We start from the raw sequence: 20,390 nt of genomic DNA, 5'->3' as shown, positions 1-20,390 counted from the left end.
GTATTAGGAACAATAAACAAAGAACTCATTTTTGTGTTTTAATACACATAAATGAGTTCTTTGTGCAGTGAAATGAGGAAGATTATGAATGAAAACGATCGTCGAACGAGACGCACTCAAAAATTAATCCGGGACAACTTCATTGATTTAATGGCCCAAATGCCAATTGATCAGATAACTATTCAAACTTTGGCTGATAAAGCCGATATCAATCGCCGAACTTTTTATCTACATTACACTGATATCTATGATCTTTTGCATAAGACCGAGGATTATGTGATGGAACACTTTTCTCAAACGTTGACCGAATTTGAAATTCCAGATGATCAAACTGTGATTGGAGCGGCCTTTTTCAAAAATGTTATGGATTATATTGGTGAGAATCAAAAAATGATTGGAGTTTTGTGTCGTAATCCTGATTCAGAATTGATGCAGAAGTTAATTCAGTTAACGGTTATTCACGGTAAAACTGTGATTCCTTTTGTGCATCCGGAAAATGCCCAATATATCTTGAATTACTGTTGTTGGGGGATGGTCGGCGTTTTACACACAGCTATGCGTCAAAAAGATTTTGATATTACAAAATTATCGAAATTGGCAGATCGGCTATTGTCTGTCACCCTTGAAGCGGACGGGATTGAATAAAAAATGACAAGAAATCGTTTTCAACTATAGGTAAATAACACAATAAGTTGTAAAATTTACGTCTGTAGTTAAAAGTTTTTATAAGGGGAACTATTATGGACGATTTAGAACCAAAAAAAAGCTATATTAGCTGGCCTGTATTAGCTCTGATGGATTTTGTTACCGTTATCGGTTTTGATGATTTAACTTATAACTTTCAAAATCAAGGTATGGGAGTTATTACATCCTGGATTATCATGTTATTTTTATATGTCATTCCTTATTCGTTAATGGTGGGTCAATTAGGGTCAGTCTTTAATCATGAGGGGGGCGGATTGACTTCTTGGGTTCGTGGAACTAGTGGCGAATTCTTAGGCTACTTTACCGCTTGGACATACTGGGCTGCCTCGATTCCTTACGTTGTTGATACGGCGAATTCAATCGTTGTTGGACTTGGTTGGGTCTACTACGGGAACGAGCATTTACAAGATCAAATGTCTAATGGTTGGTTTACTTTTTGGACCTTAGTAACATTCTTAGTCTTTATTGTTGTTCAATCACGTTTCAAACATTCTTTGGAAGTTTTGAGTACTATCGGTGGGGCAGCAATGTTTGGTATGACGGTCTTATTCGTTATTATGACGATTGCCGGTCTCGCTAACGGTGGTCATATTGCTACACAACCAATGAATATTCACACAATTATTCCTAAATTCGATTTACATTACTTAACGACGATTGGACTCTTGATCTATGCCGTTAATGGTGCGGAATTGATTGCTCCATTCGTTACTAAAATGCGTCATCCAAAGCGGGAATTTCCTAAAGCCATGATTATGTTGGCTGTGATGACTGCTTTCTTAACAATTTTTGGATCATTTGCCTTGGGTGTCTTCTTTGATGGCTTCCACGTGCCAAATGATTTAAAAATGAATGGTTCATACTATGCCTTCCAAGCCTTGGGAAGACAGTATCATATGGGTAATACTTTGATGTACATCTTCGCATGGACCGAAGTATTCTATCTCGCAGCACTATTGGCGGTGTTACTAGATGCCATGACCAGAATGTTGATTTCTGATACTGGTGCAAAGTACATGCCAAAAGTTTTGAGCAAGAAAAATGCTAATGGTTTACCAGTTAATGGGTATATTTTAACTTGTGGTTTGAGTGCTTTCATTATGTTATTAGGTGTCTTCTTACCAAGTATGAATGATATCTTCAACTGGCTCTTAAACTTAAATGGAATTATTTCCCCCGGTGTTACTTGCTGGATCTTCTTTGCCTTTATTAAGATCAGAATGGATAGTCAAAAATATCCATCAGATTATGTCTACATTAAAAATGATAAATTAGCGCTTTCTGTTGGTTGGTGGTGTTTAATTGTCACTGCAGTTGCAACCATCTTCGGAATTGGACCACAAGATGTTAAGTTCAATTCAGGTACATGGTGGTATGAATTAGCAATCAACTTCGTTGCCATAATCGTCTTGATCGGTTTGGGCGCTATTTTACCTTACGTCACACGCCGTGAAAACCGCAGTACAACCGGATCTGCATTCACACCTTTACAATGGACTGGAATTTTGACAGCTATCGTTGTAACGATCGTTGGTGATTTGTACTTAGGAGGTTCCAATTATATGCACAACATTGCTGCTATTCTTGGATTAAGTATATTAGGAATCGTGCTAGTTGTGCTGTTTGGTTGGAAAGAGTTTAACTTGAAAGACGCCTAAGAAGATTTGATTTGATAGTTCACTGCCGGCTTGCGTTCGGCTCTCAGAGCTCTCACTACAGCCTGGGGTGTTAAAACATGTTTGGATATCCCTTAAGTGAACAAGTTCAAAAGCTAAAGATAAAGGTCAAAAGCTTAAATGCTTAAGGTCTTAAAGATTTAAAGGCTTAAAAACAAATAGAACTGATACTTTTAATAGAAATTAAAAAAATGTATTGAATTGATATGAATATGTCAGTTCAATACATTTTTTGTCTTGTCTTTTATCTTTTGCTCTTAAGCACCAAGGTTTTCCAGCTTCCACTCCTACCAAGCTAAATAAGGAACGTAGGATTCCTATACATATCACTAACAAATCAAATATGCAGTAGCCCTAGTCAGGAGCGGAAGTTCTGGGGGATATCAGTGGTGAAATTTTACTTAATTGGCGGTTTTTGCCAATTTAGTAAACGGTCGAGCTTGAAGACCGTCAGCTTGCTGAGGGGCTCCAAGTCGGCCCACCACGTTCCATATCCCCCAGAACTGGAGCGGATGACGGCAGTGAACCAAAATAACTGCACTCCCAAAAAAGAGTCCATTTGTAAAACAGTAAACTTACTATATCCCACCCAGATTTTTTATGGTAAAATATTTCGAGTTGCTTATTTTCCATAATGTACACCAAAAGGTCAATCGTCAAGATTGCGGTCATGTCGGGTAAGTAAGCGCTTTAAAAATTTTGATATTTTTGAATCATTTTTCAACTATTTAGCTAAAAATATTGTATATTTGAAGTAACCGTTAGGTGAATAAATTAGGAAGAATGATTTATTTTCACTTGAGGAAAACGCCATGACAGAATTAGAGACAAAGAAGAAATACATTAGCTGGCCAGTCTTGGCCCTTATGGATTTTGTAACTGTAGTTGGATTTGATGATCTAACGTACAATTTCCAAAATCAGGGGATGGGCGTTATCACGTCCTGGGTAATTATGATTCTCTTGTATGTTATTCCATATTCATTGATGGTAGGCCAACTAGGGTCAACTTTTGATGATGACGGTGGAGGATTAACATCATGGGTCAGAGAAACTAGTGGAGAGTTCTTAGGCTATTTTGCTGCTTGGACTTATTGGGCTGCCTCGATTCCTTACGTCGTTGATACGGCGAATACGATTGCGGTCGCTTTAGGTTGGGTCGTAAATGGGAATGCTAAGTTGCAGTCGCAAATGTCTAATAGCCACTTCGCTTTGTTTACACTCTTGATCTTTATCTTTTTCATAATTATTCAATCCCGCTTCGAGCGTTCGCTGGAAATACTTAGTACTATCGGTGGAATTGCAATGTTTGGTATGACGGTCTTATTTGTTTTAATGACGGTCACAGCCTTGTCAATGGGTGGTCATATTGCCACTAAACCATTGACTTTCCATACGATTGTCCCAACTTTTAATTTGCATTATTTGACAACTTTAGGATTTTTGATTTTTGCAATCAATGGTGCTGAAAGAATTGCCCCATTCGTAACGAAAATGCGTAATCCTAATCATGATTTTCCTAAAGCAATGATCATGTTGTCGATTATGACGGGATTTTTAACAATCTTCGGTTCATTCTCATTGGGAGTATTTTTCAACGCCTATCATTTACCAGATGATTTGAAGATCAATGGTTCCTACTATGCTTTTCAAGCTTTAGGAGAGAGATTCCATCTGGGGAATACTTTAATGTATCTATTTGCTTTTACCGAGATTTTCTATCTAGCCGCTTTGCTAGCAGTTCTGCTGAATGCAATGACTAGAATGTTGATCTCCGATACAGGCAATCGCTACATGCCAAAATTCTTATGGAAAACCAATTCCGCAGGTTTACCAATTAATGGGTACATTCTAACCGTTGGTTTGAGTGCCTTTATCATGGGATTAGGTATCCTGCTACCTAATATGAAAGATATTTTCAATTGGTTATTGAATTTAAACGGTATTATTTCACCGGGTGTTACTTGTTGGATCTTCTGGTCCTTTATCAAGGTCAGGATGAATGATGATAAGTACAGTTCGGGCTATGTATACATTAAAAACAAAAAATTATCATTGGCTGTTGGTTGGTGGTGCTTGATCTTAACTGGTGTGGCCACAATAGCCGCAGTTGGACCACAAGATGTTCCATTCGCCTCATCCATGTGGTGGTATGAATTAGTTATCAATTTTGTAGCTATTATTGTTTTAATAGGTTTAGGATTCGTTTTACCTTACATTACGAAGCGGGAAAGACGCAGTCAAACTGGCACAGCTTTTACCAAAATCCAAAGTTTTGGCATTTGGGTTGCGATACTGGCAACGTTGTTAGGAGATTTGTATCTTGGTGATATTAATTTCAATCGGAATGTAGGTTATATTATATTATTAACCGCCGTAGGTCTCATCCTAGTGATTGCGATGGGATGGCGTGAACATGATGTGAAAGAAAGTCTTGAATAGAATTCAAGGCTTTTTTTTTTAAACATTTTTATACCTAGTTTTAAAAACTAGATTGCATAGTTAAGATAACTATGATAGATTGTAACAGTAATTATAAAAGGGGCGCAGATGATGGATGAATTAACAGCATGGTTGAATGAAATGGAACAATTTCGGTTACCAAGATTTGAGGAATTACCAGAGTTGGATTTGTATCGAGACCAATTATTGACTTTAGTGGATAAGTATATCGGTCCAATTTGGTTGGAAGATGGTCCAGTGGTAACGACTTCGATGGTCAACAACTATGTTAAAAATGGCTTATTGCCACATCCTGAAAAGAAGCGCTATACTCGTGAACATTTGGCTTATTTGATTGCCATTACTTTCTTAAAGCAAGTTGTATCAATCAATGAGATTCAAGAGGGATTGGAAGTTCAAACTAGGTTGAATGGTGGAATTGGCAAAGCTTATGATTTCTTCTGCGATAAACAGGAGTTAGCCTTGAAGATGTTAAACCATCGAGAAGAAGGACAAGTTTTATCTGAAAAAAATCAATCATCGGCTTATTTGTTAGTCGAAATGGCCACGATTTCCTTTGCCACGAAATTAGTTACGAAAAAGACATTAATGATTGAAAAGCATAATTCAAACGAAAAGAGTTAATAATAATGGAAAAGATTGCTGTATTGGTAGATTCATGTTGTGATTTGCCAAAAGAATATCTTGAAAAAACCGGTATTTACGAATTACCAATGCAAATTGCTTACCATGACAAGACTTATCTTGATCGGGTCGAGATTTCTGCAGAAGAAGTATATCAACAATTACCAGTAGAGATACCTAAAACATCCTTGCCATCCGGTGATTCAATTCAAACAACCTTAGACCGTATTGCTCAAGATGGATATGATCATATCGTATCGATTTCAGTTTCTTCTGGCTTAAGTGGAACTTTTAATTTCTTGAAAGTTTTTCTAGATGAAGATGATCGTTTCACGACCGCCTATTTTGATACGAAACAAGTTGCGGTAGCCGCAGGATTAATTGCCGTCGGTGCTAAGAATATGATCGATGAGGGCGATTCATTTGCTGAAGTAACCAGTAAAGTTGCAGAGATGATTACCAAAACGGTAGTTTACTTCTGTATTCCAACTTTGACTTATTTAAAAGCTGGTGGTCGAATCAGTGCTACAGCTGCTGCCGTTGGTGGGATGTTGAAATTAGCACCAATCATTACTTGTAAAACCGATGGATCCTATACGATTGCTGCTAAAGCTCGTGGCATGAAAAAGGGTCAAAAGATGATGTTAAATTTTGCCGAAGAGTTCTTAGATGATAATGAAAAATATCTCTTGGCGGTCGGTCATGGTGCTGATGAAGCAGGTGGTCAAAAAATGCTAGATCTATTGCATGAGAATGGCATTAAGGGTCAACAAGAATTTTTAGGACAAGTTGGGCCAGCGCTTGGAGTTCATACCGGACCAGGTTTAGTCGGTGTTGGAATTGTTAAAATCTAAAGTATCAATGTTGATTAAGTTGTATTTAAATTTATTATTGAATGAAAAAAAGTCGTCACTCCTTTTGGAATGACGGCTTTTTTGATCAAATTAAGCAATACCCATTAATTGCCAGATAGGTACACAAACGAGTAAACCGATAATATTTAATATCATATAACCGATAGATGATTTGGCCATTGCACCACGAGAAGCCATACTATCTTGAACAGCAGCACTACCAGTTAATATAGGAGCGTTCATGTAAGATAGAATCCAGACGTTAACGCTGGTTGTAACAATGATGGCGATAATTGCTGGGCTAAAGCTCATTTGTGAAAAGAATGGAAGCAGGCCAATCGTTATCAATGTACCTGTGGAAATCAAAGATACGACAACAAACTTACATAGATAAATAATGATAGGCAAGGCGATTACCGTAATGTAGATATTATCGATAATTGGTGAAATAGCTGGAGCTAAGATTTTTCTCAACCAAGTTGTTAATCCAGCTGATTGCATGACATTACCTAAGGCCATAACGGTACCAATAAAGATGATGGTGTTCCAACTTAATCGAGTCTTGAAATCCTCCGGAGTCAAAACTTTTAATGCGACAAGAACACTGACACCAATAATGGCAGTAATAGCTGCAGGGATATTGAAGACTGATTCCAAAATCCAGAAGACAATTGCTATTAGGATGACAGTCGCAGTGATTTTTTCCTCACGTGACATAGGACCCAATTCATTCAATTGTTTAGAAATAAATTCCCGTGAAACAGGCTTATCATCCTTAGGCTTGAATAAGAAGGTCAATAAGAAATATCCCCCGATTAAAATAATGATAGTCCAAGGGATCATCATGATAAACCAATTTCCCCAGTTCAATTGGGCTTGAGCTTTCGCAGGTAATAATCCTTTGAAAGCATAGTTTTGAGCTGTAGCGCTTAAGAAACTAGCTTCAGTGACAAAGAACCCCCAGAGTGCAGCAAGAAATAGTCCTGAACTGCCTTTACCGAAAGGCTTATATCCCAAGGCATTGCTGATTCCCTTGGCAATAGGGGTACTCATAGCTGTTTTGGGATGGGCACTGGGAATCATAGGAGCAATAATTGTACCCGCTGTAAATAGAGCAAGTGTTTGACCCCTAAAATTAGCTGGAAAGAAAGTCATGATTTTTAAAGCAATACGTTTGATTAAACCAGTTTTGGTGGCGGCAGCACCTAAGCCTAGACCTCCAATAATAATCCACATCGTCGTTGTGGAAAAAATTTGATAAGCAACTTCAAATTTAACAGCGCCTAAAACGACCCAAGAAGATAGCATTAACAAACCAGTGGCAAAACTAGGAATAACATTAAAAATCCAGAAGATATTTGCTGTGACTAGAGAAGCCAAAACAATCATACCTGCATGTGTTAGACCATGAGGAGTTGGAATAAAGAATGTGATAATAACTCCAAGAACGATCCCAACTATGCCGGCAATTAACTTTTTGTGTTTCATAGTGGGTTACCTCTTGTTATTTATTTTTCGATGCTAAAGCTTCTTGATTAACTGGAAATTCTGGCGTTTTACCGTTTTGAAAGTCAATTATTGCTTGTGCAGCACCTAGTCCGAGTGCTTGGTTAGCTTCAACTGTCGTACCGGCCATATGACTCGTCAAAATAGTATTTTTACTTGTAAATAATGGGTTGTCTGGAGCTGGTGGTTCAGGATTAAAGGAATCAATGGCAGCACCTGCGATAGTTCCTGAATTTAAGGCATTTGCTAAGTCCTTTTCATTAATAATTCCACCACGAGCTGAGTTAATAATGAAAGCTGAATTTTTCATTTTAGTCATTTCATTAGCAGTGATCATATTTTTTGTTTCTGATGTCAGTGGCATGTTGATGGACAGAAAATCTGCAACTGGATAGATGTCAGTTAAGTTTTTGTAGAGTTTTATAGGTGAATTTTTCAAATATGGATCATATCCTACGACATTCATGCCGAAAGCTTGGGCCAACTTAACAAGCTCCTGACCAATTTTTCCTAAACCTAAGATAGCTAAAGTTTTACCTCGTAATTCATTGCCGTTTAGTGAGAATTGAGTTGAAAATCCAGGCAGTGAACCAATCTCGGCTAGTTGATCTTTCTTTTCATGGATCAATCTATTAGAATCTAGAACTTTTCTACTGAGCATTAGCATAGTGGTCATAACATATTCCGCAACTGCAAAAGCATTTGCACCGTTGACCTTAGCAACTAAAACATTTCTTCTAGTTGCCTCATCAACATCTACATTATTTATACCGGTACCATTACGTGAAATAATTTTAAGTTGTTCGCCAGCATCAATTACCTCCGCAGGCAATTCTGATGAACGCATAATTACGGCATATGCGTCTTTAATTTCTTTTTTCATCGTTTCAATATCGGTTCCAGCAGAAACATGAACGTCGAAACCGTTATCCTCAAGAAGCTTGATTCCTTTATCGTCAATCTTTTCGCTTAACAAAACCTTCTTCATAATGTAAAAACCTCCTAGAAAAGTTACGTATATCACTAACTCGATTTCAATGACAATTATAGTTATTTTTTTCACTATATTACAGTCACCAAATGGACCCCAGACGAACTAAATATTACATATAAAATACTTGAAGAATGAATTTGTTTGGTTTTGCAACCCCTTACAAAAATAAAATAACCAAAAATATGAACAAAAAGTTCAGCAGGGGTAAATAGTTGAACTGTGCATTAGTGAAAAATGTAACTACAATTAATTTGAAAATAGTTGCACAATGTAAAACGAACGGAGGGAAAATGATGAAGATTGTTAGCGTTGATATTATGAAGGTTCCAAGTGAAGATCCTAGTTTTAGTGGTAATGGTCAAGGGTCTAAGGAAGATTGGTGTCCACTAGTAATCAGAATTAATACTGATACCGATATTTGTGGTTTTGGTGAGGCCGGTTTGGCTTACGGTAAAGGTTGGCGTGGTGGTTTTGGTATGCTGCAAGACTTTAGCCAGGTAATTATTGGTGAAGATCCACTAAATATTGAAAAGATCTGGAATAAACTTTTTAGTACAACTTATTGGGGGATTGCTGGTGGTGTTGTTGTTAATGCAGCTATAAGTGCTATTGATATTGCATTATGGGATATCAAAGGTAAATATTACAATGCTCCAACTTATGAGATTCTTGGGGGTAAAACTAATGATCATCTCAGAGCGTATGCTAGTCAATTGCAGTATAACTGGGGCGAGCACATTGATAAACTAAAGTTGATAACGCCACAAGATTATGCTGAAGTAACGAAGAAAGTCTTGTCTGAAGGTTACGACGCATTAAAATTTGATCCCATAATGTTGAGTGATCAGCCAGACGGCGGAAGAGAATGGACAACCAAAGGAACAGTGTCACAACATGTAATTAAAGTGGCCTATGATCGTGTTAAAGCCATGCGTGAAGTTGGTGGAGATGATCTGGACATAATTATTGATATGCATGCCAACTCAGATACAACGTCCGCTATTAAAATTGGGCAAGCACTTGAAGATTTGAATATTCTTTATTATGAAGAACCAGTTAATACGTTGAATCCTGACAATACTTTGGAGGTTTCGAGGAAAGTTAATATTCCAATAGCAGCTGGTGAAAGAGTTTTCACACGCTGGGGCTTTAGAAAATTCTTTGAAGACCGTTCTATCGCAGTTGCTCAACCAGATCTATGTTTAGCTGGTGGAATTTCCGAGGCAAAAAAGATTTGTGATATGGCACAAACATATGATGTCAATGCTCAGGTTCATGTCTGTGGAGGTCCAATTGCAATTGCCGCAGCTCTTCAAGTTGAGGCAGTTATTCCCAACTTCTTAATTCATGAAGTTTATCAGCGTGCAATCAATGCTAAAGACCGTTCTACATGTAAATATGACGATTATCAGCCAGTTAATGGATTCATTGATATTCCAGATAGACCTGGTATTGGTCAAGAATTGAAACCTGAAGTTATTGCTCAATGCAAGAAAGTAACTATTAAATAACGGAGGCTTTTAAAATGAAAGATAAATTTATTTTAGGTGGTTATACAGAAAATAGTTATACGCCCAACAATCAATCAGAAGGTATGTATATTGCTACGCTTGATACCGATAAAAAGAAAATTACGGATATAAGTTTATTAGCCAAGGTTGACAATCCAGCATTTCTAAATTATTCACAGACAGATGGAAAAATTGCGACAGTTTTGACTAAAGATGGTAATCAAGGAGGAGTAGGTATTGTTGACATTAAGTCCGGCAAATTAATTTCTACTAGTTATTTGCCTAAGAAGCATGGATCCTATGAAGCGTATGATGCGGCTAAGAATCTCTATTTTTGGAATGAGTTACCCTATACAGTGCCTTCATATATTTCAATTGACAGTGAACACAAGGTTTTGTTTGCTGCAAACTATAATACTAATGCTATTCATACTTTTAAGATGAATGATAGATATGAGATTACTGAAAGCCATACTTATCCAATAGAGGGCCATGGTCCACTCGTTGAACAAGATCATGCTCATATCCATTTTGCAAGAGAATTACCAGATGGAAGATTGATTGTTTGTGGACTGGGTTGTGATAAATTGTTCATTTTTGATGTTAATTTTGATACAGCCGAATTAACTTTAAAATCAACGTTTGAAACTAAACCAGGTTTTGGACCCCGTCAATTGGCGATTGCTAAGAAAACAAACTACATTTATGTTTTAGGAGAATTGTCAAGCCGTGTCGGTGTCGTTGAGTATAACCATGAAAATGGCGAATTGAGCAGAATTGAAGATTATTCTAATATTCCGGAAGGTTACGTTGGTCATAGCGGTTCGGCCGCTATTAGATTGTCAAACGATGAGAAGTTCTTGTATATTTCAAATCGTGGACATGATTCTATTACTGTTTATAAGGTTTTAGATGGAGGGCAACATCTAGAAAAAATTCAAAACATTAAAACAGAGGGTATTTTTCCACGAGACTTTAGCTTGAGTAAAGACGGCGACTTCTTACTTTGTGCAAATCAAAATACTAATGATCTGATTCTCTTCAATCGAGATAAAAAGTATGGTTATTTAAGCATTGCTCAAACTGATATTAAACATGATGCTTGTGTTCGGGTCCTTGAAGCAACAGATTTTTTGGCATAAAAAAAGAGAAGAAATTATTTGAAATTTCTTCTCTCCAATTCAGAAATTAAGTTTTTAAGTGATGGATTTTTATTGGTAGGTCGGTATAAGAAAGCTGAAGCATAATATTTGTTGACGTTGTCTGTGATTTTGAGAAATTTTATCATGGGATTCTGAGCTTTTTCTTTAGATAAAAAGGGACTTGGATAGAAACCAACTCCATTATTAGAAGCAACCAACATGTCACGTTGTTCTAATGATGAAACCCGGCTGATTTGTTCAGGTGTGAGGAAACCTTCAAATTTATCGAGAAAAACTTCTCTTAAGTAATATGATTCAGAGGAACTGTAGTAAAGTACTTTCATGTGTTTTATTTCATCCAAGCTCACAGAATCTTTTTGACTTAAAGGGTTATTGACGCTGACACCAATCATTAATTCACCTTCAGCCAATTTAATCATCTTCATAGACATGAAGTCGGCGTTTTCACGGGATAGATTGTAATACGGAGTGACTGCGAAGTCTAAATTATTTGCCTTCAATAGTTTGATTAAGCGAATACCGCTTTCCTCTTTTAATTCAAGCTTGATTTTAGGATATTTTTTCATAAAAGGGGCAATTACGGTTTCTAGAATCACCGTCTGATTTAGCGATGAAAATCCGATTCTTAAGATTGGTGTTAGTTTTTCATTGATAGTTTTAATTTTAGTTAAAGCATCATCATAGGTATTGATAATATCTTGTGCTGTTACGACGAATTGCTTGCCGGCACGATTTAATTTAGTACTATTTTTCTTTCGCTCAAATAGTGAGATTCCCAGTTCATTTTCAATCTGATCCATCTGTTTTGAAACTGCTCGTGGTGAAAGAAATAATTCTTCAGCGGCGGATTTGAAGCTACCATTTCTGGCGACAGATAAAAAAGTTTTAAGCCGGTTAATTTCCATTAAACTACTCCCAAATTAAATAAAAAACTTTAACACTTAATATTATACATGAACCATTGTTGCTTTTATTCATCATTAATTAGACAAGGAGAAAATTATGAATATTCCAAAAATTGAAAAGATGGATGTATATCCAGTTGCGGGTTATGACAGTATGTTATTAAACCTAAGTGGAGCTCATGGCCCATACTTTACTAGAAATATTGTTGTTTTAACTACTAATGAAGGTCAAGTCGGTGTTGGTGAAGTTCCTGGTGGTCAAAAGATCACTGATACTTTAAATCAATCAAAAGATTTAGTCGTGGGAAGAACAATCGGTGAATATAAGGATGTTCTTTTAAAAGTCAAAGAGAAGTTTTCATATTTGGACAAGGGTGGCCGTGGACAACAGACATTTGATCAACGAATTATGGTTCACGCACTAACGGCTATCGAAACTTCATTCCTAGACTTATTAGGTAAACATTTTCATGTTCCTGTGGCCGCATTATTGGGAGATGGTCAACAACGTGAAAAAGTCGGAGTTTTAGGATATTTATTTTATGTAGGCGATACCAGTAAAACAGATATGCCTTACTTACAAGATGATGATACAACTAGTGATTGGGGTAAGCTACGGCGTAAACCAGCCATGGATCCAGAATCGATTGTCAAATTGGCCAAGGCCGCTTATGACAAGTATGGATTCAAAACCTTTAAGCTCAAGGGTGGAGTCTTTGATGGCGAAGATGAAGTTGCTGCAATTAAAGCTCTGCATGAAGCATTTCCAAATGCCAAACTTGATTTAGATCCAAATGGTGCTTGGTCATTGAAACAAGCCATTCATTATGCCGATGAATTGAAAGGCATTTTACATTATATTGAGGATCCATGTGGAGGTGAAGATGGTTTTTCTGGTCGAGAGATCCTTTCAGAATTCCAGCAAATTACACACATGCCTACAGCTACAAATATGGTTGATACCGATTGGCGACAAATGTCACATGCAATTGCATTGAACTCTGTGTCAATTCCATTGGCTGATCCACATTTCTGGACAATGGAAGGGGCTGTAAGGGTAGCTCAATTGTGTAATGAGTTCAACTTAAACTGGGGAGTTCACTCAAATAATCACTTTGACATCTCTTTAGCAATGGTTGCCAATGCTGCCGCTGCTGCTCCTGGTCGTGTTTATGACGTTGACACTCACTGGATTTGGCAAGATGGTCAAAATCTTACTAAGAATCCATATAAGATTGAAAATGGTCAGTTGACGGTTCCTAAAACTAATGAAGGTTTAGGAGTTGAAATTGACCTTGATAAGATTAAACAAGCTAACGAATTGTATGTTGAAAAAGGACTGGGGGCACGTGATGATGCAAAGGCTATGCAATTCTTAATTCCAAATTGGAAATTTGATCCAAAGAAACCATCAATGGTTAGATAATTAGAAAGTAAATGAAATAATACCCCGCAATTACTAGTTGCGATAATCCTTTTATGATTGTCAGATGAAATAAATTCATTTGATATTCATGGAGGGATTTTTTAATAGCGTAAAGTTTGTGCAATACAATAAAACCAAGTACCCGGGATATTAAGATATAGCTTAATTATCTTGAAATTGTTTTTGCCAGAGGATTAATTCAGCCTTCTTATTTGTTAATTCTTTCTCAATGATCAATTGTCTTCCTAATTGTTCAGGGTGGTTAACCACCTCGTTCAATTCTAATTCCAATTGAGCTACTTCAATTCGGAGTGTCTGACAGCGCAAATTTAGTAAATGTTTTAAAACTTTTTCATCTGTTGAACCTAAAAAGTGCAACCTCAAAATAAAATTATCGTTATCTAATTGGGTATTACCTTGATTTAAGGGTGCTAGAAGCCATTCTTTAAACAAAGTGTGACCGTCGGCAGTTAATTGATAAGTCTTTTTTCGAGAAGCTTCTTTGGGCATTATTAAGGCAATCAATTCGGCCTTTAAAAGACGGTTAAGTTCAGGATAAATTTGGCTAAAAGGAGCGGTCCAGAATTCAGCTTTTTCTTGATCAAAAGTCTGCTTAATATCGTAACCGGTCATTGGTTTTCGACTCAATAAACCTAAAATCATATATTGTAAAGTATTGAAACGTGCCATATAAATCTCCTTTAATAATTAATATTTATATATTAATCTATATATATTAATATATAGTATTGAGGCGGATTATGGAACAAGTGAAGAGTAAAAATTTGACGATGATTTTGATTGGGATTGGGATTGTCACATTCATGTCTACACTTGATAGTAGTATTGTAACTGTGGCATTACCAGTTCTGAGTAAAGCATTGCAAACTAATATGAGTTTGATCAATTGGGTCGTAACCATGTACTTGATTGTTTTAAGCAGTACTTTGATGATTTTTGGAAAGTTAGGGGATAAGTTTGGCAAGATAAAGTATTTTAAATGGGGAACAATGATCTTTCTCATCAGTTCTGCTTTTTGTGCTTTATCAGTTAACTGGTGGACTCTAATAGTTTCTCGAAGTTTACAAGCTATTGGTGCGGCAATGACGATGGCAACTTCTAACGGTATCATTGTGGAACTTTTCCCTGAAAACAGACGGGGACAAGCGTTAGGCTGGATGGGTTCATTTGTATCCCTAGGAGGGATCGTTGGCCCAAGCTTAGGCGGTATTTTATTAAACTTTTTTTCTTGGCATATTATTTTTTGGTTGAACGTGCCGATTGGTATTTTTGCCTCGATTATTTTATTCAAATATTTGCCTAGTGAATTGGATAAAGTGTTTGCCAATAATAGTTTTGATTCAATTGGCTCAATTATGCTTTTAACTGGTTTCACCAGTGTTTTCATAGGTATTTTATTGGTTCAACAATGGGGATGGACTGATTGGCGAATTATTTGTTTAATGATTGTCGGATTATTATTATTAGTTGCGTTGTATCATTATGAAATCAAACAGGCAGATCCCATTTTACCAGTGTCATTATTTAAAAATGCTTGGTTTAGTATGCAATTGTTAGCTTGTTTTATGGTATTTATCGTTGATTTCTTTTTTGACGTATTAGCACCCTTTTATTTGCAAAATGCTCGTGCCTTTAGCCCACTATTTAGTGGCTTCTTTCTCTTGATTTTTCCAGTCGTACAATTATTTATTGCTCCAATTTCTGGCTCATTGGCGGATCATCATGATCCTTTTAAAATAACTTTATTGGGATTAGCGATAATTAGTTTTGGTCAGATTTTCTATGTCATGAGTAATTTGAATAATACCATTTTGATTTTTGCAATAGGTGCTGCCTTGGCAGGATTAGGTAACGGATTATTTCATTCACCTAATAATGTCTTAGTTATGAGTAATGTCTCTGAAAAAGATTATGGTTCGGCAGGTAGTGTTTACAGCTTGGCGAGAACGGTGGGTATGGTAGTTGGTTCAACGATGTCGACGACTCTGCTTTTCAGTTCAATGTCGATTTTTCATGGCAGTCGGGTCAAATCGTATTTAACAAGTGATCCGCAATTATTTATCGACGGAATGCATGTTACATTTGGCTTTTCTTGTTTTGTCAGTGTGGTTTTACTAATAGGAATCTTTTTATGGCACCAAAGAATTAGTCGAAAATAAATGAAAATAGGCCTGTCATTACATGTGCAAGTGTAATGACAGGCCTATTTTACTGTGGGCTATTTTGCAGACATTTTAGCAGCTACAAAATAGCATAAAGCAGTGATGATCATAGCAGGGAAAGTTGCTCCGACTGTATTCACGATAAAGCTAAGTTGGTTGAGTCCTAAATAACTGGCGACACCGATTGCCCAAGTGACAATGGCTACGAGGTTGACACCCTTAGAGTACCAATAAGTCCCATTCGGTTTGGAAAATTGATCAACTTGATACTTTTGTTTCTTGATGAAAAAGAAGTCAATCAAGAAGATAGCAATTTCAGGTCCCAGAAACATTCCGATTCCATCCAGGAAGGTTTCAAAAGTAGTCAGGAAGCTGGCCACATAAACAGGGATGAAAGTCATGACTGTAGCGACTAAGGTTACGATCCAAAGAGCTGGAGTCAGTTTTAGGCGATGAAAGATATTAGTTAAAGCTGAACCAGCGGCCATTAAGTTAACGGCATTGGCAGTAGTACTCGTGATAACGATGACTAACATCGCCAAGATACCAAGGCCAAGTTTGGCGGCAATCGTACTAGGGTCAGCATTGTTAGGATCAAATTTATTAATAGTGATGGCTGTGGCAATCGTGGCAATCAAGCCAATAAAGGCAAACCAGAATAGTCCGATATTAGCACCGAAGAATGAAGCTGTTGTAGCTGCCTGTTTATCTTTGGTGAAACGACTGAAGTCAGCCGCCGCCGTTACCCAGGCCAGATTAAAGGCAGCTAGGATATCGACGATTTTACCACTAGGCAATTGGAATTTGGCGGCAGGTTGATATTTTACGATATCGTTAAAGGGAACTGTTTTTAAGACGACGACTGATTCCCAAGTTACTAAAACGATAACTAGAATAATACCGATTCGTTCGATCCATTTAACTGATTTTTCTCCTAATGAAATGGAGATTAGATGTAGAATGGACATGACGACAATCCCAATGATAATACTGAATTGATTATGGAATGAAGAATTATTCCAACCTAGGATGTCTTTTAAGATGATACTGATCGAGGTTGCGGCAATAAACGTGTTGATGGCTGCCCAACCAATGAATTGGACGACATTGACGATTGAAGGAATGATCGAACCTTTCACGCCAAAGGATGGCCGGGTCAAAACCATCGCCGGTAAGCCAGTTTTATAACCCATATACGAAGCTAGGCCTAACAAGACGTAAGATAATGAGCCGACGATCACCAAGAGTGTTGAAGCTTTGATCAAACCGACTGCGGCAATTACCCCACCGATGTACCAAGTCCCGTTGTTAGCATTAGCCCCGATCCAGGTGGCAAACATGTCCCACTTCGACATTGCTCTTTGATCAGGTGTTGTTGCTTGAATATGTTCTTTATTAGCCATCATAACCCCCATAATCTTGAGCAGTAAAAAAGGACCGCACGTAAAGTGAGCAGTCCCTCAATTATCAAATTTACCGCTCTTTTGTCAGCCTCTCTGGACTGCTTTTAAAAAGATATATTGCTGTAAGTTTAAGGGAGAAATTTGGCATTGTCAATTAAAAAATTGTATACTATATCAAAATTTGAAGGAGTGTAGCGTGATGTTATTACAACAAGTCAGAATTGAAAATCAACCTGCTCAAGATATCAGAATCGAAGATGGAAAATTTACTGAGATTGCCGATCATCTGACGCCTAAGGGTGATGAAGAAGTGATTGCTGGTCATGAAAAATTAGTTCTACCACCATTCGTTGATCCACATGTGCATCTGGATAGTGCTTTGACAGCCGGACAACCAGAGTGGAATGAAAACGGAACTTTATTCGATGGAATTCGCATTTGGTCAGAACGTAAAAAGAGTTTGACCTATCAAGATGTTAAAGAACGGGCAATTCTTGCTTTGAAAATGCAAGCAACTCACGGAATTCAATATGTCCGCTCCCATGTGGATGTAACTGACCCTAGTTTGAAAGCTCTGAAAGCTTTGATCGATGTTCGTGAAAGTGTTAAAGATTGGATGACTCTGCAACTAGTTGCTTTCCCTCAAGAAGGAATCTTGTCCTATCCACACGGTAAGGAACTGATGGAAGAGGCGGTTAAATTAGGTGTTGATGTTGTCGGGGCAATTCCACATTATGAATTCAATCGTGAATATAGTGTTGAATCGATGCACTTTGCTTTTGACCTAGCTCAAAAAAATGACTTGTTGTTTGATGCACATACTGATGAAATCGATGATCCAAGTTCTAGAAGTTTGGAGACCATCGCTACTTTAGCCTATGAAAGCGGTATGGGACAACGTGTGACGGCTTCACACACCACCGCTATGGGTTCGTATAACGATGCTTATATGTATAAATTGATGCGTCTTTTGAAGATGTCGCAGATGAACTTTATCTCCAATCCGCTAGTCAATATGTACTTAGGCGGGAGATTCGATACCTATCCAAAACGTCGTGGTTTAACCCGAGTTAAAGAATTGAACGCTGAAGGTATCAATGTTGGCTTCGGTGAAGACGACATTAAAGATCCATGGTATCCCATGGGCAACGGCAGTATGCTGGATGTTTTGGCTGAAGGATTACATGCTACTCAAATGATGGGCCATCAGCAAATCATGGACTCATACAAATTTATTACCATTAATAGTGCTAAGATCATGCAAGTTCAAGATCAATATGGCATCGAAATCGGCAAACCAGCTAACTTTGTTTTGATGAATGCTCATACGTTCTATGAAGCTTTGAACCGTAAGGCACCAGTCTTATTATCAGTTCGTAACGGCAAAGTTATCGGTAAAACAAAACCCGCTGAAACAGAATTATATATTTAAATAATTCACGATATTAATGTCTTGAGTTTACGATTTTAAGAATAGGGATGAACGAATGATATTAGAAAAATCTAGTGTGATTAATGTAAAGAAGTTACAATCACAATTAGGCGGCCTCAGCAATCAGCCTAACATTGAGGAACTAACCAAGTTGATCAAGCTGTATCAACTGTATCAAGCAGGTCAAAAAGAAATCAGTACTAAGTTAGAGAACTTGGATTCAGAGTTTCAAGTCAACTACGATTACAATCCGATTCATCACATGGAATCAAGAATGAAAGATCTGCAAAGCCTGCTCCAAAAAGCTGAACGTAAAGGCTATCCGCTGACCGCTGACAGTATTAAAGAACATATCTTTGATATTGCCGGAATTAGAGTGATTACCAATTACCGTGATGATATTTACAAAGTCGAGAAATTATTGACTGATCAGACTGACGTAACGCTCTTAAAACGTAAGGATTATATTAAAGATCCTAAGCCTAGTGGGTATCGCAGCTTGCATATTGTAGTTAAAGTTCCCGTCTTTCAGGCGAGTGGAACAATTGATATACCAGTTGAGATACAGATTCGTACTGTGGGTATGGATATGTGGGCCAGTTTGGAACATAAGTTGCGCTACAAAACTGATGCCGATCAAGCATTAGTCGACCAATATGGCGGTCAATTGAAAGATTACGCGGCCGAATTGGAGCAGATTGAACGTGGTATGCAGGAAATTCATAAGACACTAATTTAAATAATTTCACAAAAAAAGTGTATTGAATTGGAAAATTCAATACACTTTTACTCTTTGGTAAACTTTGTTGATAATGGGACGATTTAAATAGATAGATAAAGATTTCTTCATTAAACTGCTGCTTCGGTGTCGTGTCCCATTAACCAATCAGTTTTAGTCAACTCATAGGCCATTAATTGTCGAACTTCGCCAGTATGAGGTGAGGGGAAGGTTCCTAATAATCCTAGATCGTTCATGCCCATCTTTTTCATTACTAAACCGGAGCGGGTATTGGTACTTGCATAATGGGCTTCGATTCGTTCGAAATTCAAATTGTTGAAGCCATAACCCATCATGGCACTACCAACTTCAGCCACATAGCCATGACCCCAGGCACTCTGTGCTAAAGCATAAGTTAAAATACCAGTGGTATTTTCAGGATGGAATTCATAGAAACCGATCAACTTGTGTTCATCTTTTGTTTCGATTCCAAATGTATAAGCCGTATTATAAAAATGGCTTTCAAAAATCGCAGTGAAATTAGTTGGCGTTTTGACGTCACGATATCGAGTGTAACGGACGACCTTTGGGTCCAACAAAATCGCTTGTAATTCATCAAAGTCCTTCAATTGAATCGGACGAATGATTAATCTCTCTGTTGTAATTTGACGCATCCTTCTTATCTCCATTATTAAATTAGAACTAGAATATAAACTATTCTGACGCCCGTGTAAACAATTTTATTTTTAAATTTTGCTGGCGGTGTCATATGTTACTGGCATAGGGTTTACATATTATTTGATTGAAATGTTTATTATTCAATAATAT

At 37.3% G+C, this 20,390-nt stretch carries 17 protein-coding genes; 11 read left to right on the top strand and 6 right to left on the bottom strand.

Features of this window, described 5'->3' with window-relative positions; genetic code table 11:
• Nucleotides 1–84: 84 nt before the first annotated feature.
• From ACYT32_RS00410 to ACYT32_RS00390, 5 genes are all read left to right on the top strand, one after another.
• Nucleotides 85–645, top strand: a complete 561-nt coding sequence (locus tag ACYT32_RS00410) for a TetR/AcrR family transcriptional regulator (RefSeq protein WP_395263963.1) — start codon at nucleotides 85–87, stop codon at nucleotides 643–645.
• A 95-nt stretch (nucleotides 646–740) separates the two neighbouring features.
• Nucleotides 741–2,363: an APC family permease gene (locus ACYT32_RS00405; protein ID WP_395263962.1), complete on the top strand. Its 1,623-nt coding sequence runs from the start codon at nucleotides 741–743 to the stop codon at nucleotides 2,361–2,363.
• 830 nt (nucleotides 2,364–3,193) lie between these two features.
• Nucleotides 3,194–4,822 (top strand): APC family permease, encoded by a 1,629-nt coding sequence (locus ACYT32_RS00400; RefSeq protein WP_395263961.1) that lies wholly within the window; start codon nucleotides 3,194–3,196, stop codon nucleotides 4,820–4,822.
• Nucleotides 4,823–4,933: 111 nt separating this feature from the next.
• Nucleotides 4,934–5,467 (top strand): DUF1836 domain-containing protein, encoded by a 534-nt coding sequence (locus tag ACYT32_RS00395; RefSeq protein ID WP_461793349.1) that lies wholly within the window; start codon nucleotides 4,934–4,936, stop codon nucleotides 5,465–5,467.
• A 5-nt stretch (nucleotides 5,468–5,472) separates the two neighbouring features.
• Nucleotides 5,473–6,321 (top strand): DegV family protein, encoded by an 849-nt coding sequence (locus tag ACYT32_RS00390; protein ID WP_395263959.1) that lies wholly within the window; start codon nucleotides 5,473–5,475, stop codon nucleotides 6,319–6,321.
• A gap of 90 nt (nucleotides 6,322–6,411) precedes the next feature.
• Here the strand turns inward: ACYT32_RS00390 and ACYT32_RS00385 are convergent, their stop codons facing one another.
• Nucleotides 6,412–7,809 (bottom strand): SLC13 family permease, encoded by a 1,398-nt coding sequence (locus ACYT32_RS00385; RefSeq protein ID WP_395263958.1) that lies wholly within the window; start codon nucleotides 7,807–7,809, stop codon nucleotides 6,412–6,414.
• Between the two features lie 16 nt (nucleotides 7,810–7,825).
• Nucleotides 7,826–8,815: a hydroxyacid dehydrogenase gene (locus ACYT32_RS00380; protein WP_395263957.1), complete on the bottom strand. Its 990-nt coding sequence runs from the start codon at nucleotides 8,813–8,815 to the stop codon at nucleotides 7,826–7,828.
• 296 nt (nucleotides 8,816–9,111) lie between these two features.
• Between ACYT32_RS00380 and ACYT32_RS00375 the strand changes: the two genes are divergently transcribed.
• Nucleotides 9,112–10,332, top strand: a complete 1,221-nt coding sequence (locus ACYT32_RS00375) for a mandelate racemase/muconate lactonizing enzyme family protein (RefSeq protein ID WP_395263956.1) — start codon at nucleotides 9,112–9,114, stop codon at nucleotides 10,330–10,332.
• 14 nt (nucleotides 10,333–10,346) lie between these two features.
• Complete coding sequence (locus ACYT32_RS00370) at nucleotides 10,347–11,474, top strand: lactonase family protein (RefSeq protein ID WP_395263955.1); 1,128 nt, start codon at nucleotides 10,347–10,349, stop codon at nucleotides 11,472–11,474.
• A gap of 14 nt (nucleotides 11,475–11,488) precedes the next feature.
• Here ACYT32_RS00370 and ACYT32_RS00365 read toward each other — a convergent pair whose 3' ends face one another.
• Nucleotides 11,489–12,400: a LysR family transcriptional regulator gene (locus tag ACYT32_RS00365; RefSeq protein WP_395263954.1), complete on the bottom strand. Its 912-nt coding sequence runs from the start codon at nucleotides 12,398–12,400 to the stop codon at nucleotides 11,489–11,491.
• A gap of 97 nt (nucleotides 12,401–12,497) precedes the next feature.
• Between ACYT32_RS00365 and ACYT32_RS00360 the strand changes: the two genes are divergently transcribed.
• Nucleotides 12,498–13,826 (top strand): enolase C-terminal domain-like protein, encoded by a 1,329-nt coding sequence (locus ACYT32_RS00360; protein WP_395263953.1) that lies wholly within the window; start codon nucleotides 12,498–12,500, stop codon nucleotides 13,824–13,826.
• Between the two features lie 162 nt (nucleotides 13,827–13,988).
• On the opposite strand, the gene ACYT32_RS00355 is transcribed toward ACYT32_RS00360, so the two are convergent.
• Nucleotides 13,989–14,516 carry a PadR family transcriptional regulator gene (locus tag ACYT32_RS00355; protein WP_461793336.1) on the bottom strand — a complete coding sequence of 176 codons (528 nt, stop codon included), beginning with the start codon at nucleotides 14,514–14,516 and terminating at the stop codon, nucleotides 13,989–13,991.
• A gap of 71 nt (nucleotides 14,517–14,587) precedes the next feature.
• Between ACYT32_RS00355 and ACYT32_RS00350 the strand changes: the two genes are divergently transcribed.
• Nucleotides 14,588–16,006, top strand: a complete 1,419-nt coding sequence (locus ACYT32_RS00350; protein ID WP_395263951.1) for an MFS transporter — start codon at nucleotides 14,588–14,590, stop codon at nucleotides 16,004–16,006.
• 59 nt (nucleotides 16,007–16,065) lie between these two features.
• Here the strand turns inward: ACYT32_RS00350 and ACYT32_RS00345 are convergent, their stop codons facing one another.
• Entirely contained in the window at nucleotides 16,066–17,412 is a 1,347-nt protein-coding gene (locus tag ACYT32_RS00345) for a cytosine permease (protein ID WP_395264164.1), read from the bottom strand.
• A gap of 199 nt (nucleotides 17,413–17,611) precedes the next feature.
• Between ACYT32_RS00345 and codA the strand changes: the two genes are divergently transcribed.
• Nucleotides 17,612–18,844, top strand: coding sequence for a cytosine deaminase (gene codA / locus ACYT32_RS00340; RefSeq protein ID WP_395263950.1), 1,233 nt, complete (start codon nucleotides 17,612–17,614; stop codon nucleotides 18,842–18,844).
• Between the two features lie 55 nt (nucleotides 18,845–18,899).
• Entirely contained in the window at nucleotides 18,900–19,583 is a 684-nt protein-coding gene (locus tag ACYT32_RS00335) for a GTP pyrophosphokinase (protein WP_395263949.1), read from the top strand.
• A 110-nt stretch (nucleotides 19,584–19,693) separates the two neighbouring features.
• Here ACYT32_RS00335 and ACYT32_RS00330 read toward each other — a convergent pair whose 3' ends face one another.
• Nucleotides 19,694–20,236, bottom strand: a complete 543-nt coding sequence (locus tag ACYT32_RS00330; RefSeq protein WP_395263948.1) for a GNAT family N-acetyltransferase — start codon at nucleotides 20,234–20,236, stop codon at nucleotides 19,694–19,696.
• Nucleotides 20,237–20,390 lie beyond the last annotated feature (154 nt).

It is taken from the genome of Companilactobacillus sp. FL22-3, assembly GCF_054881455.1.
The sequence above is the reverse complement of the archived record's forward strand: the minus strand, read 5'-3'. Positions and strand labels throughout refer to the sequence as shown.